General features: G+C 41.6%; 13 protein-coding genes and 2 tRNA genes. 6 read left to right on the top strand and 9 right to left on the bottom strand.

The genetic code is table 11. The annotated features are described in order from the left end of the window. Positions 1–223: 223 nt before the first annotated feature. From AB4507_RS15315 to AB4507_RS15330, 4 genes are read right to left on the bottom strand one after another with little or no spacing between them, the layout of a single operon-like run. On the bottom strand, positions 224–1,069 hold the full coding sequence (locus AB4507_RS15315) for a hypothetical protein (RefSeq protein WP_102321021.1): 846 nt from the start codon (positions 1,067–1,069) through the stop codon (positions 224–226). Further along, the gene (locus AB4507_RS15320; RefSeq protein ID WP_372098037.1) at positions 1,066–2,364 is read right to left on the bottom strand and encodes a hypothetical protein; all 1,299 of its coding nucleotides are present in this window, start codon (positions 2,362–2,364) and stop codon (positions 1,066–1,068) included. Before AB4507_RS15320 ends, AB4507_RS15315 begins: the two co-directional genes overlap by 4 nt. Continuing rightward, entirely contained in the window at positions 2,364–3,002 is a 639-nt protein-coding gene (locus AB4507_RS15325) for a hypothetical protein (RefSeq protein WP_136974917.1), read from the bottom strand. Before AB4507_RS15325 ends, AB4507_RS15320 begins: the two co-directional genes overlap by 1 nt. Next, positions 2,999–6,661: an ATP-binding protein gene (locus tag AB4507_RS15330; protein ID WP_372056569.1), complete on the bottom strand. Its 3,663-nt coding sequence runs from the start codon at positions 6,659–6,661 to the stop codon at positions 2,999–3,001. The genes AB4507_RS15325 and AB4507_RS15330 overlap by 4 nt, the downstream gene beginning before the upstream one ends. Before the next feature lie 218 nt (positions 6,662–6,879). On the opposite strand from AB4507_RS15330, the gene AB4507_RS15335 reads away from it, so the two are divergent. Beyond that, complete coding sequence (locus AB4507_RS15335) at positions 6,880–7,734, top strand: WYL domain-containing protein (RefSeq protein WP_372182913.1); 855 nt, start codon at positions 6,880–6,882, stop codon at positions 7,732–7,734. 201 nt (positions 7,735–7,935) lie between these two features. Here the strand turns inward: AB4507_RS15335 and AB4507_RS15340 are convergent, their stop codons facing one another. Next, entirely contained in the window at positions 7,936–8,166 is a 231-nt protein-coding gene (locus AB4507_RS15340; protein WP_102393890.1) for a helix-turn-helix transcriptional regulator, read from the bottom strand. A 60-nt stretch (positions 8,167–8,226) separates the two neighbouring features. Here AB4507_RS15340 and AB4507_RS15345 point away from each other — a divergent pair, with 60 nt between their 5' ends. The 3 genes from AB4507_RS15345 to AB4507_RS15355 are packed head-to-tail and all read left to right on the top strand — an operon-like array spanning position 8,227 to position 9,967. Then, a complete protein-coding gene (locus AB4507_RS15345) occupies positions 8,227–8,463 on the top strand; it encodes a hypothetical protein (RefSeq protein ID WP_102321027.1) in 237 nt (78 codons plus the stop codon). Beyond that, positions 8,456–9,658 (top strand): Arm DNA-binding domain-containing protein, encoded by a 1,203-nt coding sequence (locus tag AB4507_RS15350; RefSeq protein ID WP_372182914.1) that lies wholly within the window; start codon positions 8,456–8,458, stop codon positions 9,656–9,658. The genes AB4507_RS15345 and AB4507_RS15350 overlap by 8 nt, the downstream gene beginning before the upstream one ends. Beyond that, entirely contained in the window at positions 9,659–9,967 is a 309-nt protein-coding gene (locus AB4507_RS15355; RefSeq protein WP_102321029.1) for a hypothetical protein, read from the top strand. Positions 9,968–10,524: 557 nt separating this feature from the next. Here AB4507_RS15355 and AB4507_RS15360 read toward each other — a convergent pair. Next, positions 10,525–10,601 (bottom strand) — tRNA-Val (locus tag AB4507_RS15360). Between the two features lie 69 nt (positions 10,602–10,670). Further along, positions 10,671–10,747: transfer RNA gene (locus AB4507_RS15365), tRNA-Val, on the bottom strand. Between the two features lie 758 nt (positions 10,748–11,505). On the opposite strand from AB4507_RS15365, the gene AB4507_RS15370 reads away from it, so the two are divergent. Further along, entirely contained in the window at positions 11,506–12,519 is a 1,014-nt protein-coding gene (locus AB4507_RS15370) for a porin (RefSeq protein ID WP_102320102.1), read from the top strand. A 127-nt stretch (positions 12,520–12,646) separates the two neighbouring features. Here AB4507_RS15370 and AB4507_RS15375 read toward each other — a convergent pair whose 3' ends face one another. Then, entirely contained in the window at positions 12,647–13,306 is a 660-nt protein-coding gene (locus tag AB4507_RS15375; protein WP_017065541.1) for a DUF2726 domain-containing protein, read from the bottom strand. Positions 13,307–13,579: 273 nt separating this feature from the next. Between AB4507_RS15375 and AB4507_RS15380 the strand changes: the two genes are divergently transcribed. Then, positions 13,580–13,765 carry a hypothetical protein gene (locus AB4507_RS15380; protein ID WP_017059179.1) on the top strand — a complete coding sequence of 62 codons (186 nt, stop codon included), beginning with the start codon at positions 13,580–13,582 and terminating at the stop codon, positions 13,763–13,765. 135 nt (positions 13,766–13,900) lie between these two features. Here AB4507_RS15380 and AB4507_RS15385 read toward each other — a convergent pair whose 3' ends face one another. Beyond that, complete coding sequence (locus AB4507_RS15385; protein WP_372182915.1) at positions 13,901–15,859, bottom strand: diguanylate cyclase domain-containing protein; 1,959 nt, start codon at positions 15,857–15,859, stop codon at positions 13,901–13,903. Positions 15,860–15,873: the final 14 nt, after the last annotated feature.

Consider the following 15,873-nt stretch of genomic DNA (forward strand, 5'->3'; position numbering starts at 1 on the left):
TTAGGCGCTTTTTACGTGCCTTAAGATAAGGAAATATCCAAATGATCGAGCATTTTAAAAAAGCCACAAAATTCGTTTAATCTTTATAAATAATTCAGTGGCTAGATTAGCAGCACTTAACAGTCTTGTAGGCACTCTGCATGAGCTTCACAACATTTGATTGATTACCCCAAGGTAAACGTGCCTATCTCCGCACTTACAGGGGAGCTCAACATTTACGTGACTAAATTTGATGTAACCTTACGGCTATTTGATTTGCCATGATTGACTCTTGGGTTATCCCTTTTTCCAGTTCAGACATTATGGACTCTAACTTAGGGGGGATAATTTTTGAGACTCGATTCCAGTCTTGGTATTGGTCCGCAAATAGCTCTGAGCGGCCATGTTCTTTGAGAGTATCTGTTGATAAATTAGGTAGCAGCATATAAGTCGCTCCCGATGATAAAGCTAAAGAGATACCTTTAGGATCGGTATCAAACCAAGCTATAAGCTCTACGCCTGGAAAAGCCAACGCAATTTCTTTTGATATTACTCCCGTGTCCTTATCTCCTCGGTAAACAATAAGAGGATTAGATCCTATGTCGGTTTGTACTAATCTAAACTTAGAAAATGCTTCATAGTTTTCAACAATCACAACTTGGCTGTGCTCAATGCTCGTCAAATGACTTAGAGCTACCTCAATGTTCATGCCCTCTTGTAAGTCATATGATTTACCATTTATGTTCGTGGACAAAATCCCATAAACTTTAATGACCTTGTCTTTGACAGGGCTTGAGCTTAACTTCTCGTTAGGAAAGAACTGAGCCATATCCGTTCGAGAATTAGGGATGGGATCAGTTAAAAGATCAAAACCAGATTGATCTTTAATCACCTTCCTAATTTGACGTATATCTCTAGGCGTCAGCTGCAAATGTTCTCCTCTGGCGCTCCCAACACTAAAGTCGCGATGAAAAGTATCAAACACGCCACTCAGCGCTACACTGGCACCTTCATTAACCTTCGCAGGAGAGAAGAGTTGCTTTAACCGATATAAATCACTACCCGTTATATCATCAATAATTCTACTCACAGTTTCCTCGCTATAGACACATCTTCTAAGTGAAGGTTGCCGTAACCTATATTGCTACCTTTTGCTAAATAGGTATAAGACCCGATAGGCTCAACGGTAAAGCCTTTGCTATCTTCGGGAAGCATTGAACTATGGAAATTAAGCACGCTAAATAGCCACACGTCTTTAGCGCAAGTGAGCTGGTCAAGATCTTCCGGTAAGTCACTATTGATTTGCTCGTAATACTCCAAAGCGGAAATGCTGGTTTTTCCCTTACCAATAAAGGCTTCAGCAAAAAAGGTATCGCAATGAGAATCAATGTCCGCTTCAATCAGCTCTTGTATTTCAACATCAAGAGTCAATTCTCGTCGCTCAGCTTCTTCAACAACCGGAAGCTCTTCTTGTTCTGCAGGCTGTGCCGTAATTTTTTCAACAATATCAGCCAATTCCGGCTCTTGGTCCATATCATCAGGATTTGGGTGATGCGCAAATTGTAACGGCTCTGAAAGCCAAAACATCGGTATACCATCGTGCTTTGCTACCTCATCAGGCAAAATCAAATCGTCACTTGGTGTCCAGTGTGGCTCTTGATCAATAAACCGATCAAAGGCATTGATCAGGTCCTTATCGCGTTCGCGGTTACGATACTTCAGCATCAAAGCTCGGAGTTGAATTAGGATAGATCCGAGCTCTTGTTGGCAACTACGAATCGCACTGTGCATTTCAGCACAAAACAAGGTGTTGAGCTCTGAGTTATCTCCAGCCATTTCACTCAACAACTTAAAAGAGAAAGCTTTCATGCCACTAACAAGCTTTTCAGCTTGCTCTATAGCAACTTGGTTCTCTTTTTGTTTTTGAGCGAGCGTATGGCCATAGCCAAAGTCATAACTGATACGGTTTCTTAGACGACGACAAGACTCTTGCAAGTCCATTGTGATTTCATAAACGACACCTTCAAGGCTATTAAACCTATCCGCCTCTTGTTCTCTTTTGCCATTTAATTTAGCTTCCAGGTATTCTTGCGCTAAGCTCTGAATTTCTGGAATGCGCTCAGCATGTTGAGTCCCAAGAAATGAACTCGCTTCCGTTTCAAGGAAGTAGTTCATCAATGCTTCCATCTTAGGGTGCACGCGGTAGCCGCGGCTTGTCACGATAACAACACGGGCTTCTTTTAATTTACGTAGGTCATTGGCGTTTTCATGAGTTTCACGTATCGTGCCATTTTCAAAAACATGCGTTAGTGTGTCCTTTGCTTGGCTGATTAAGCGAAGCATGTGGTTAACACCACCATGTTTCCCATTGTTTTGAGGGCTCATCAAAAGTCGAACTCCCCTTGGTTCTCGTTTGCTTTGTTAACTGTCTCAACGATCTTTTCATGCGTATCGATGAAATCGAGCACCTCGTAGACAAAGTCTAATTTTCCCGTCATCACATAGAGTTGGCGCTCTTTGTTTACTAAATGAGCCACCCCTTCTTTAACCAGAAATTCGACAACTACATTGAGTTTATCCGCTGCACTGTCACGCACTTTTTTTCGACTCACTTTTGGAAGTCGATAAATACTATCGAGTTTCTCCATCAAGCTAGGAGACGATTGGATTTGCGCACTCAGCATAGGCACATTTAACTCATCACCACCAACCATCACTGCTTCAACTTGAGCAGCCTCACTGACTGTCGCTACGAACTTAACCACAGGTCGAATGATACCGTGTACATTACTCATCAACGCGGTCACCTGACGACGATTGTGGTCGTCGATACTTTTATAGGTAACATAATAGGCGCTGGTTCTGCTCGTACATTGGAGCTCGCGCCCCATAAGAGTCAACGCTTGATTGATTTCTCGGCGTGTACGATCCTCTTTAAGCGTCTTGTAAGCTTCACGATCCGTTGCTGGGCAGATAAAGCTACCACTAAGTAGAGATTCTAAGACTTGTGATACTGGCTTCATGCTTCTACTCCTGTGCTAGTTTCAGCGGCTTTAGCTAACGCAAGTTTGCTTACTTTAGGTTTGTTGAAAATGTTCTTGTAAGGCGTTAAGTGATACAGATACTTAAATAAGTTGGCCGTACGATTATTGCCATCGGGTTGAGCCGCGATAACATTGAAGTTATGTGCCCCCATCATTTTGAGCAGTTTGGCTTGGTTTTCTGCCGTCAGCTTACCAATCTCATCGGTTGGGTAAGTTATTGATAGTCGACTTGCTCCACGTTGTTGTGTCAGAAGTGCTAAATACAACATGGATTGAATGAGCAAGTTCGTACCATTACTGGCCAAATCACGCATATCTTTATCTGTTTTGGCCGTTTTACGCTGGTTGTTCTCGATGACTTCAAATTTGATGTCAAACAGCTCAGTAGGCTTTTTAACTTTCTCGGCACTAATATGGTATGTCAGTGTGCTTAAAGCGTTGAAAAACTCTTTGGTTGGTAGCTCAGCAGATCCCGTTTTATCCCACTCTTCGTAAATCTCAGAGAAGTTAATAATATCTTGCCAACCTTGTAGTTTGGAAAGTGAACTTTCAACGTTAATGTCAATAGAACCAACCACCGAGAACGTGTTATTGAGCTTTACTTGTTCAGAGATATTACGACCAAGTTTCTTAATGTCACGGTCGAAGCCGAGTAGCCGATGCTTGAAGTCAACGAGCATGCGCCCCATGTTGACCGCGCTTTCAATTGTTATGCTGGTCACCTGAGGAATAATGTCATTCATGATGATTTCTAGAATATCTATTCGCTTAGAGTCACTAGCAACAATATCCTCTGTAATGGCGTTTCGGCTGCTTTCATTCCAGAAACGATACAGCTCCCCGTCACCAAGGTTGAGAGTGATAGTTTCCATCTGTTGTATATCTTTTTTACGTAGCTTAGTAAGCCTCTCTAACTCCGGGAGTTTGCTCTCTACATAGCTCAAGAGTGAATTTAAATCGCCGTTATAATCGAGCGCTTCTTGGCTGCCTTCTTCGCCCTCAAACATCACATAGTTAGTTAGGCGAGAGATTGCACTGTCAGCTCGCTGTTTGTGGTTTCTCAAGATAGAGAGCTTCTCATCAAACTCTTTTTTGGTTCGATGAGCTTTGGCTCTCAACTCTTTCAGTTTAGTTTCAAAAGATTCAAACTCTTGATGCACCGTTTCAAGTTCTTTGACCTTAGTATTTCGATCGTCACGTCTCTTAGGATCATCCACTTCATAAACAGCAAGCCATATCTCGTATTCTTTGATTTTATGAGACTTCACTTTTAAGTTTTTGATCTCATTATCAAGCAATTCAATTTCTTCTTTGTAGCGTTGATAGATTTCACCGCTAATACCTTGATCACTCAACCGCTGTTCATACTCCATTTTGATGCGCTGTTTGTTCTCGCCCAACGTCAGAGTACTTTTTTCCAGTAGTTCATCTATAGCTCCGATCGTGAGATCAAGTGATGATTCAACATTGCTAATTTGAGTAAGCCTGTCGTTGTTTAGCTCTAATTTTGCTTCTTCAAAACGTTCAAGCGTTACTGAGATTTCCCTATCAATCAGGGCTATAGCTTTCTCAATCGATTTGATGTTTATATTAATTTTTTCGACTAAGCCCTCTTTTGCACGGGCAATCTCTATTTTCTTGTTTTTAAGGTTAACCTTAGTTTGTGATAGGTCACCCTCAGCGTTTCGCAGTTCATTGCGTAATCGTGATAACTCAAGCGTTGACTGCTTAACAGCAAAATCATTTTTCAAAATTTGCTTATTGAAATCAGCCTCTGCGTCTTCAAGCTCAACGATACGGTCCATCAAGTGAGCCTGCTCTTCCACATCAGCTTTGTTAGTGACACTACAATCGGCTAGGTTGCTCGTATCGATATATAAATCATACATCGAACCCGAATCTTCAGTCATTGATGGTGTGAGTGTCGTGTCCATCAAAAGCTCATCGGTGAGAACACGACCAAGTGGAGAGCTTTGCCACCCCTGTCGATTAGCCTCCAGGAACGAGAACAAGGTTCCTGAATCTGGGTCTAATCGGTTACTGACTACTTTTAGCCTGGTTTCGGCATCGCGCATATTTCGACGAGTGGCCTCTAATCTTTCGAGTAGCTTTTCACGTTTAGTTTGTAAGTTGACTCCTTCCTTCTCACTCAAAGTTGTCGTGTGTTTTAACGTGTCTACTTGTTCTTGTAATCTGTCCTTCTCAGACTCCAACTGCTCTCTCTGCTCAATGAGAAACTCATCAATATCTGGGTTCTTTAGTCGCTGCTTTTGAGTAGCGAGTTCAGCCCTATGCTCCATAAGAGCCTGAGATTTATCCGCTGTAAAAATCGTATGGGTTTGGGTCAGTTCCTTTAACTGTGGCTGATATACATCGTCTATCTTGTCTTTTTTAACCTTGCACTCTTTCTCGGCATCAAGTTTTTGCTCTGTTAGGTCAGACTTTTCTTTATTGAACTTACTAACAAGGTTTTGTTTGTCTTTCTCATACTTTGCTTTCGCATCATTTACCTTAGTTTCAAGATCGGCGTAACTTTGTCTTTGTTGTGCCACCCTGTCTTCCATTTCTGGCAATTGCTTTAGCTTAACGGACAGTTCTGGATAACCACTATTTTCGTATGTTATAAGCTTGCTGTGATGTACTTCGATCTCAGAGTTAATACTTGTGATAGAGCGTTGAAGAGCGCTCTTTTGAACCTCTTTATCAAGCTTATCTTGATTAATTTCGCCAATCTGCTTGTCACTGTTTTCAAGAAAATCTGAGCGCTCGATTTCGGTTTTCTTAAGAGATTCATCAAGGCTTTCAGAGGCTTCACGAATGATTGTTAAGGCATTGGCGAGCTGAGTGGTTAGATAGGCAATCTGCTTATTGTTCGCAATAGCTTCAATGAACGCTTCTTTTTTGGCTAGGAACGCTGTTAGGCCGTTGTAGTCATCACACCATTGTTCAATTCTGTTTGCATCCACACCAAACTCTAATGTGCTATTTCCTTGCTCGAGGATATCCAGGAAAAGCGCCTTTGTGTCGGCCATATTGAATTCACCTTGAATCAACGCCGCTGTGATTTTTTCAATGTGACGGACATCATGACGACCAGAGCACAAAGAGTAGCTCAGGAACTGATTGCTCAAATTCCCTGCATTAATATTTTGGATAATTTCGCGGTACTCTTTGACGCTAGTAATACGCGACTCGTATTCTAAGCCGTTAGCGTTCAGCTCCGCGGCCAGCTTTGTACAGCCGATAGCGTAAGGCTTATCTTCGCTGTCTTGTTTAATGATCACTGACTGCTCAAACTGACCTTTAACGAAAAGGTAAACAATGCCACCTTTAGTACTAAGGTTTCGATAACAAATGACATGAGCAACTTGACCACGAGCAGTAATGTACTCGAAAACAATATAACTGTTGTTGTGTGGTAAATACCATTCGGCAAAGGGCTTATTGACATTCGATTTCCTGACGATCTGCGTGCCAGTCGCTCCATAAAAGAACGGAATGAGCCTTAAAAGTGATGTTTTGCCTTCTCCGTTACCGCCAGTGATCTGAGTGGGAGCGTCAAAAGAATACTCAGAAAACATCTTGTTTTTCTGATAAGAATTTATTGCGATAACTTTGGTCAATCCGGCATACATCATCGTATCTATCTCGAGTTATGTTGTTTTTCTTGACTGAAAATCAACCAGTTTGAATTTGTGGCCACTAAATCAGGTTACAGCTTTCAATACCATCGACTCTCTCACAGTAAAGATTCCTGACTTTTCTTGCCCTCGCCAATATCCACAATAAATATATGTACTTTTTCACTACATGTATATACTGTATACATCAACATGTAACATTTATGAGCACGAACATGAGTCAAGCAGATATCAAATGGGACCAACAAGTACGATTTCGACTAATTGAGATCATTGCTCTTTGGGAGGGTCGACTGACGACAAATCACCTATGTGATGCTTTTCACATAGGGAGACAACAAGCTTCTAGGGATATCAACAAGTACATTAGCTTAACTGACCAAGGTCAATTGATACTGGATAGAACAATTAAAGGCTATAGGCCAGCAGACAACTTTAAGCCTTTATTTACTCAAGGCACTGCTCATGAGTATCTACTTATACTTCATCAGCAATATAACCAAGAAGAGACCTTCGAGTTCTTTAATTGGGGGGAAGCTCAATCGACCGTATTGAACGTTCCTGAAAGGGCTATATCACCAAGCATTGTTCGAGGATTAATTGCGGCAGCAAGGGCTAACCTTCGCGTCGATATTGACTATGTATCGCTCTCTACACCTGAGGTTCGAGGTCGAATTATTGCGCCTCACAGCTTAGTCTATGATGGGATCAGGTGGCATGTAAGAGCATATTGTGAAGAGAAAAATGAATTTCGAGATTTCGTGTTAAGTCGCTTTAGGAACGAACCTGACTTAATGGATAAGTCACCAAAAATGCGAGAACATGATGACAACTGGAACCATCAAGTTAAGTTAACGATTACACCTAATCCTTACTTGTCTGAGCAACAACAAGTTGTTGTTGCTGACGACTACGCTATGAAAAACAAGAAGATGGAAATAGTAACTCGTGGAGCTTTAGTCAGTTATTACTTGCGACGTATGGGCGTCATACAAGACCAAAAGTTGCTAAAAGAACAACCAGAAGCCTATCAATTGACTGCTCACTTTGACGAAAGTCTACCTAGATAAATCAAGGTTCGTTCGAGACAACCCGATAAGATTGGTGATGTTCTAGATGGAACATTATCTGTCTACTCGAAACTAGGGCTGACTGTATTTATGGTGTAAAGATCCATGAATAAACGCTCCTTGCTGAATGCTTTAAAACAGCAGCCTACACCTATTGTAAAGTGACGACTAAAAACACCCTACATTTCACTCGATAAGTTTTTAGCTAATATTCCTTTTCTGATACCAAATAACCTCTGACACATCACAATCAAAGTACTGACACAAGGCATCAAGAGTTTTTGTGGTTGTAGTGTACCCTTCATCTCGGATCATTTTCGCCATGGCCGAACGCTGAATACCTATTTCGGCAGCAATTTGAGCTCCAGAGATCTTCCGTCCCTCTTCCGCTGATTTTTTATCTATAAGTTCCTTTAAGTTATATCTAATCACACATCAATTCCTAAAAGATATAATAATGTGTCTTGATAAAACACAAACAATGGAGGTCAAATGGACCAATTATTACTTACAGCAAAAGAGCTTGCAGGTCGTATCAAATTTAGCGCCAACTATATCAATTCGACTCTGCGAGATTCAATTTTCATCGAAGGTAAACACTACATTCGACCATTCAATGGTAGAAAAATTCTCTACATTTGGGAAGAGGTAGAGGCAGAATTATACCAATCTGCATCACGTAACCTTCAGTATATTCCAATGGCTGGCGGGAGGGTGTGTCATGGGTAGTATCAATTCACGTAGCGGTAAGCTCTATCTCGACTTCCGATATGAAGGTATGCGTTGCCGTGAGCAAACTGCACTGCCTGCAACTCAAGTAAACCAACGCAAGCTACAGAAACTGCTAAATCAAATTGAAGCGGACATTCGCCTGAGTTGTTTTGTATATAGTGAGTACTTCCCTGAGTCTAAGAAAGCTCAAACATTTTTGAAACAAGACATCCAAGCTCAAAAACGCAAACAGGAATTACTTGGTAATTACAAAACGGCAGTACAAGGAATTGAAACTGTCTTGTTCGAAAGCTTCGCACAGGAGTGGTACGACGAAAACGAAGTGCGTTGGAAAGAAAGCTATAAGGACAGTATGAAGATCTACTTATGGTCGTACCTTGTACCTCACTTCGGGCATTTAGACGTCGCGAAGATCTCTCGACCTGACATCTTAAAGTACCGTGCTTCTTTAGTGAAACCGCGTAACAACGGCAAAAAATTATCTGCCGAGTTCATTAATCATGTCATGACACCACTGCGCATGATTTTGAGCGAAGCCGGAGATCGCTATGATTTTCGTTCGACGTTTGAAAACATCAAACCACTACGTGTTGAACGCACTAATGTAAACCCGTTTGATTTTAACGAAGTGAACTTGTTTTTATCATCGGTACGTTCCAATTTTAAAGATTACTTCACCGTTCGTTTCTTCACCGGAATGCGCACCTCAGAGATCGATGGTCTGAAATGGAAGTACGTAGATTTTGAGCGTGGTTTAATTTCAGTTCGAGAAACGTTTGTACACGGCCGTTCAGACACAACGAAAACGGTGGGTTCAACAAGAGACATTCAAATGTCATCTGTTGTACTTAAAGCTATAAAATCCCAATACAAAGTGACTGGTACTAAGGAGTATGTGTTCTGCAATGCAGCTGGAAACCCTTTAGATAAAGGTAACGTCAGAGACCGAATCTGGAAGCCGACACTTAAAAACTTGGGAATGGAATATCGCCGCCCTTATGAGACTCGACATACGGCTGCAACATTATGGTTAGCAGCCGGAGAAGCACCTGAGTGGATAGCTCGCCAAATGGGCCATACCACTACAAAAATGCTGTTCACAGTTTACAGCCGATATATACCAAACCTAACCAGGCAAGACGGCAGTGCTTTTGAAAAGTTATTAGATGCTAATTTAAATGGAGGAAAGTAAATGGCTTATTCACCTCTAGCTATTCACTGCACCAGTTTGTGCTGTGACATTCTTCAGGCTCAGCGTTTTCAGAAAATCTCTCATCAAGATATTGATTGGCTATACGATGAAATTTACGAACTTATCAAGCAACGTACTGAACTGTGGCCAGATAAATTCCATCATGAACATGTCTTTATTGATTCAGTCACGCGCGGTGTACTAAAAGCACTACATCTATGTAAAGACAAGCCAAATAATCGAGATGCCAGTTGGCTGTTGATTGCAATGCAATCACGGATCAGTTTTTCTTTGAAGCAATTGCATTAATGAGAGCTACTCAAAAAAGAGCCAAATGAACCCATGTTTATTTGGCTCTTTTCTATTTCCCATTTTTGAACATTTCTATACTCTGCTTGAATCTACCCTCACCTACAACTGGCGCCTAGTTCACCTTGAAATAACTCATCAGCCATCACCCGTTAACAAGAACACTATAATTTGTTGCACACCCACTTCACTGGCCGCACAAAGTTAACGTTGATAACTTGAGCCTAAGTTCTATAGTAGTTTTGCATTAACCGTAGTGCTGGACCCTTCAAACCGCACCAGACTCAGATTAACGAGAGCATTCTTTTTAAAAATGTGCTGATGACTATTTCTTAAATGTTCTGTTACTCCAAACTGTAGATGCTTAGAAGGTTGTCACAGCATGGTCACCACGTGGTCACAAATCGAGTTTGAGAGATATGAGTCACTTAGCTCATCCAATAATTATTCAACGGGGAGGCAGACAAGAATGATGCTATTTAAGGTACTTTCCAGAAACGCAGACACAAAAAAGCCCACGCTAGGTGGGCTTTTTGCTTGTTCAGAAAGAACGAATTTGGTGCCCGCTACTGGACTCGAACCAGTGACACCTTGCATGTCATGCAAGTACTCTAACCAACTGAGCTAAGCGGGCGATGTTCTAATTTCTTATTACTACCATTGTGACAAACTCAATAGTTATGCAATAAAAACAAATAAGGAATGGTGCGTCCGAGTGAACTCGAATCACCGACCCCCGCCATGTCAAGGCGGTACTCTAACCAACTGAGCTACGGACGCATTCCCTTAAAACGCCAACGATGATATCCATGATAAACAGATGGTGCAAGTATTAACTGGCATCTTGCGATTCGTTTGCTCACTTTGCAATCAAAGACATAACAACATGTCGATTTTACACCCAGATTATCGTCAAACCGCTGAAAAACAAAGTTTAGTTAGAAAAAATTCTAATCCTTGATGACAACCAATTAACTAACCTAATGTGTTCAATTTGGGATTTTTGTTGTCTATACCGTTTTTCTTGGCCTTTACAGTAACCATACAGGTATAGATCAATGCCTATATTTAGTGTCAAAAATTTTGCTTGCCCATTGGGTTACCGTAGTATTTTGATCATTATAAGTGAAAGGCACGCAGAGGCTTTGTAACTCACTGAAATACATCATTCATAAAAATCACCACGATTTTGTAATCGTCGTCATCGAATTACTAGGCCGCAATGACTAAATTCGGATTTTTCATATAAAGTGGCCGGGTTATTACCAACATACATAAATACGATAGCACTCTATAGTCGAAAAACATCAGCTACAATTAATCTCCCTCAAGAGCAACAATCTATAAGCAATTCAAAACCCAACCCCACACATCATAGCTATTTTGAATACATACAGCACAGTAATACATAATGAAATTTGCATAATGGTAAAGCGCGCCTATATTCATAACCTGTAGAAATCAATAATCTAAATTCAATGCTATACGTGAATTTATGGTTTGCGATAAATACAAGTGTGAAAAATAGGGAATAAATTATGAAAAAATCACATATCGCCATTGCAGTGGTGAGCATACTATCGACATCTGCCGTATCGGCGGCGACCATTTATGAGACAGATGAAACAGTATTCAATATCGGCGGCCGCGCAGAAGTTCGAGGGAATTTCTCTGATGCGAATAAAAGTGCTGGTAATAGTAGCACCTATAGTGATAGATCACGTGTCCGCTTAAGTGTCGATGGCACACAAAAAGCGTCGGACGATGTTTCCTTTTTTGGGAAATATGAATTCGAACTAACAGAGTCTGAAGATGGCGCATCAGATGATATCGGCATTAACACTCGATTCTTATATACGGGTGTTCAAACCAATCACGGTAACGTCTATTATGGCCACCAAAATAATGCCGTTACCTACTTAACCGATTGGACGGATATGGCTGAAACCTTCAGCGGCTATATCAATGAATACACGGTGTCGACTGCTGATCGAGCAAAAAATGTTTTACGTTATGAACTGACAAGCGACAACATCACCTTTCAAATTGATGGCAATTTCAATTCAGATAGTGAATCAGCACAAAGTGACGGCTTCGGTGCAGTTGTCGCCGGCAGCACTTCGATTGGGTTAGATATTGGCGTCGGTTATGCGTCAAGTGATGAAACCTATGGCGCTGGGACAGATACAGAAACTTCTGATGCCTATATTGGTGCGGTTAAGTACACCAACGATCAGGGGGTTTGGTTCGCCGCACTCTATCAATTTGGTAGTATTTCAGGTCTAGGCGTAAAAGATTCAGACTACGATTCTGCCGATGCTTACTTGGGATACTCGTTTGGTGCCAACACCGTCAACCTGACCTACAGCTACTTTGAAGCTGACGATATTGCAGATTACGACATTAACTTTATCGGTCTAGAATACGCACGTTATATTGGCGATGTGGCCTTCTTTGGTAGTTATAAGTTTAACATGTTAGACGAGGGCGAAGGTGGGCAAGGCGATAACGACGAAGATGAGCTACAGCTCGGTATGCGTTACGCGTTTTAGTCTAAACCAATCCACTTAATATTAGTAAAGCCGAGCATAATCAATGCTCGGCTTTTTAGTTTGTATAACTTATTCGTATCTAAGCGATTGAATGGAGTCCAACCGGATGCATTACTATCGATACCAACTATTCTTCAACATCGAATACAACGTTGTAGTTTTCGGTATAGGTGCAGTTTGGCTGGCGGCTACAAGTGAAGAAGCGTCGGCCTTTGTAATCGCCTTGGCTTGCCAGTTTGATGATCATTGGGCTACCACACTTCTTACAAAATCGCACTTCTTTTGATGGCTCGATTAAATCGATGTGTGCTGCCAGTAACCTCTTCAAACGGCTCACTTGGTAGCTGTGTTTAATAGATGCACCAATCAGAGGTAAACCTGCCGATTTACACACGTGAATTAGTAGCTTTTCGCGATCGACTTTCCCTTTATTGAGCTCTTTGCCGTTATCAAGTTCGATAATAACGCGGGGCTCTAGCGTTCGCGGGTCGCAAACAACAAAGTCGAAGTAACTACGTGAGATCTTGTTGTTGGCGATAAACCAATTCTTCTTATTGTTCGTCTTAGCAGGAACAAGTACGTTCGACATGCTGACTTTAGCAAACACTTCCCCATGGTTGCCCACAGCTGATTTTAGCGCATTATAGAATGTCGCCTGTTGCGCCGACATCAACGCGCCTTTCTTCTGATAAGCGTGGTCTTTGGTGTCATCGTGTTTCACCACATACTTTTGAATAAAGTAAAAGAACACAACCAGAACAATTACAACGATAAAGATATTAGTCATTTTCCAACACAATCAAGTCTGTATAGGGATTAAGAGAGTAGCTAGCGTATGTAGAAAAGCATCACCTGGCAAGCAAAAGAGCGAGAGTCGCCAACCAGAATCACGACCTTTGAGCGCAGTGCCCAACGAGAGGTCGCTCCTTCGCTAGACACACCTCTCTTATTTTGATAATTAAATCATCAATTACACTCTAGATTGATTTAGATCAATTTACCTAGATTTGTGATCAACTAGTCTGAAAAACGTTAGGCAAATGTTAATAAGGAAATTGATATGGAACTTAAACAAGACCCAAGATGTTATACCGACGTATGTGTAGATGGTAAATGGTTCCACTATGACCACTGCGGAACCCAAGCCTACATGTTAAAGGGAGGAGCTTCGGCTGTGATTGAACTCGCTAGCGAACCAGCGACAGAAGGCGAATTGGTTGAAATGCTTCAAGGTGTCGCTAAGTAACCCACCAAGCCAAATCACAGTATGAATTAAGCGAATAAGAGTAAATAGCCGTATTAGTTCAGATAAGCACTCTTATTCGCTTAGTTATTGAAGTTCAGGTTTCTTGATTGCAGGGGATTAACTAAGTTTAGGAACTCAAATGATAACGACTTTATTGCGCCCTGACTGCTTAGCTTGATACAAAGCATCGTCTGCCGATTTCAAGTGTTTCTTATAGGTACGGCTATTCAACTGTTGCTCCGTTAGATGAGTCGTCGCACCAATCGATGTGGTTAATTCTAATGGGCCAGAATGCGTTTCAATCGCTCGGTCAGCGATCGCTTGCCTTATAAGCTTAAGCTCTTTATTAGGATCTTGATTCCCAGCCAGCAACAAAACAAACTCTTCCCCACCCCATCTTGCCACTACATCGTTTGTTGATAAGATTTTCTCTAAACGCTTAGCGACTTCCACCAGCACTTGGTCACCAATATCATGGCCATAAGTGTCATTAACTTGTTTGAAGCGGTCTAAATCTAGAATAGCGAGCGTATACCCAAACGACGACAAATGATGTGGCATCGGCTGAGTTAACCGTTGCTCTAAGTAACGCCTATTGTATAAGCCTGTCAGTTCGCATCTTGTTGATTGCTTAAGTAGTTCTTTGTTGGTCTTCTGGATCGAGCGTAACCTTATCAATAGTAACGTGGCGCTTATCATCACCATGATACCCAAAGCGACGACGATTCGATTCCGTAATTGCTGCTTATCTAATGTCAGCTCACCCAACTCTTTTTCTGCGTTAAGCAGTTCGTTTTCTTGAGCTAATGATGCCGTAGCGAAATCTTGCTCGAGTAAAAAGATATCACTCTGGCGCTTATCAAATAGCAGCGCTTTATTACCCTTGTAATAGAGCTTGAAGTAGCGAAGTGCGTTCTCGCTGTCGCCTCTTGAATCATAGTATTCAGCAAGTGTTCTTAAGCCGAGGACCTTCCAGCTGCGAGTCCCCACAACATCGAACATTGCAGACGATCGCTTTAGATCAGCAAAAACAAAATTATCTCGGTTCAAACCAATGTTCGCTAAGGCTCTATTTAGGTAACACTGCCCCAATTGAAGTGTGTATTTGTCCACGCCTGGGTATCTAAGACACAAGTTTGCGACTTGTCGTGCTGACTCAAAGTTCTTTTCCGCCAACAACACATCACTCTCTGCTTTTAATAGGATGATTTTGTATCGTTCACTCACGTTATCGCCATTTATCTTAGCCGCACTTTGATATGCTTCTCGGCCTTTGACTAAATCACCACTGCGCAGATAAGCAAAAGACTCATTCACATGCAGCACGCCGATGGTAGACGCTTCGAGTAGTCCACTCTTGTAATAGAGCTTTTTGGCTCTTTTAATCAGCTTGAGCGCTTTAGGCCAGTCTTCCAAATAGATATAAAGCAGTGCCATATTTGACACTAACTTGCTGTTGTAGATGTGATGAGGGTACTTCTTACCAAGGTCTAAACCTTTATGGAAAAAGTATTGAGCTTCAGGAAAGTCATTGCGGATGTTATTGATGACACCAGCCGTGTTATAGGCCTTAATCAACAACTCTTCATAGTGAAGCGATTCTGCGATATCTATCGCTGCTCTGATTTGGATTTCAGATTCCGCTAGCTCACCCTTACTGATGTATTCAATCGCCAATTCAACGAGAGATTGGGCCTTTAGCCAACCCATATGTTCGTGTTGTGCGAGTGCTTTAATCTGCCTGACGTATTCGGAAACCGCTTCGGTATCCAACTTATGTTGCGCGAGGTTGGACAAAATCATCAATTCGTAAGCACGATAGATGGCTTTATCTTGGTCTGGGAACTTGGCTTGGAGAGCCTCAAGTTGTAGGGAAGCTAAATTAGGGTCACCACGAGATACATCGAGAATATCGATCAACGCAGATCCATATTGAGAGAGTGATAACTCTTTCTCTGGACTATAAACACTCGGGTTTTCAGGGCGAATATGCTTTAAATCGTCGTCATAAGTTGGATAGAGCAAATACAGCCCCAGCACAATACTCATCAGCACCACGAAAAGGAATGAACCTAACACATTGTTTCTATTCATTTATCAGGGCCATT

It is taken from the genome of Vibrio sp. 10N.222.54.A3 (genome assembly GCF_041474095.1).
GTDB lineage: Bacteria > Pseudomonadota > Gammaproteobacteria > Enterobacterales > Vibrionaceae > Vibrio > Vibrio crassostreae_C.

What these genes read in the sequence shown, in the direction of transcription:
- AB4507_RS15330 (WP_372056569.1), bottom strand. Translation starts at nt 6,661, where the DNA reads ATGATGTATGCCGGATTGACCAAAGTTATCGCAATAAATTCTTATCAG.
- AB4507_RS15345 (WP_102321027.1), top strand. Translation starts at nt 8,227, where the DNA reads ATGGACCAATTATTACTTACAGCAAAAGAGCTTGCAGGTCGTATCAAA.
- AB4507_RS15385 (WP_372182915.1), bottom strand. Translation starts at nt 15,859, where the DNA reads ATGAATAGAAACAATGTGTTAGGTTCATTCCTTTTCGTGGTGCTGATG.
- AB4507_RS15325 (WP_136974917.1), bottom strand. Translation starts at nt 3,002, where the DNA reads ATGAAGCCAGTATCACAAGTCTTAGAATCTCTACTTAGTGGTAGCTTT.
- AB4507_RS15350 (WP_372182914.1), top strand. Translation starts at nt 8,456, where the DNA reads ATGGGTAGTATCAATTCACGTAGCGGTAAGCTCTATCTCGACTTCCGA.
- AB4507_RS15380 (WP_017059179.1), top strand. Translation starts at nt 13,580, where the DNA reads ATGGAACTTAAACAAGACCCAAGATGTTATACCGACGTATGTGTAGAT.
- AB4507_RS15320 (WP_372098037.1), bottom strand. Translation starts at nt 2,364, where the DNA reads ATGAGCCCTCAAAACAATGGGAAACATGGTGGTGTTAACCACATGCTT.
- AB4507_RS15355 (WP_102321029.1), top strand. Translation starts at nt 9,659, where the DNA reads ATGGCTTATTCACCTCTAGCTATTCACTGCACCAGTTTGTGCTGTGAC.
- AB4507_RS15370 (WP_102320102.1), top strand. Translation starts at nt 11,506, where the DNA reads ATGAAAAAATCACATATCGCCATTGCAGTGGTGAGCATACTATCGACA.
- AB4507_RS15335 (WP_372182913.1), top strand. Translation starts at nt 6,880, where the DNA reads ATGAGTCAAGCAGATATCAAATGGGACCAACAAGTACGATTTCGACTA.
- AB4507_RS15375 (WP_017065541.1), bottom strand. Translation starts at nt 13,306, where the DNA reads ATGACTAATATCTTTATCGTTGTAATTGTTCTGGTTGTGTTCTTTTAC.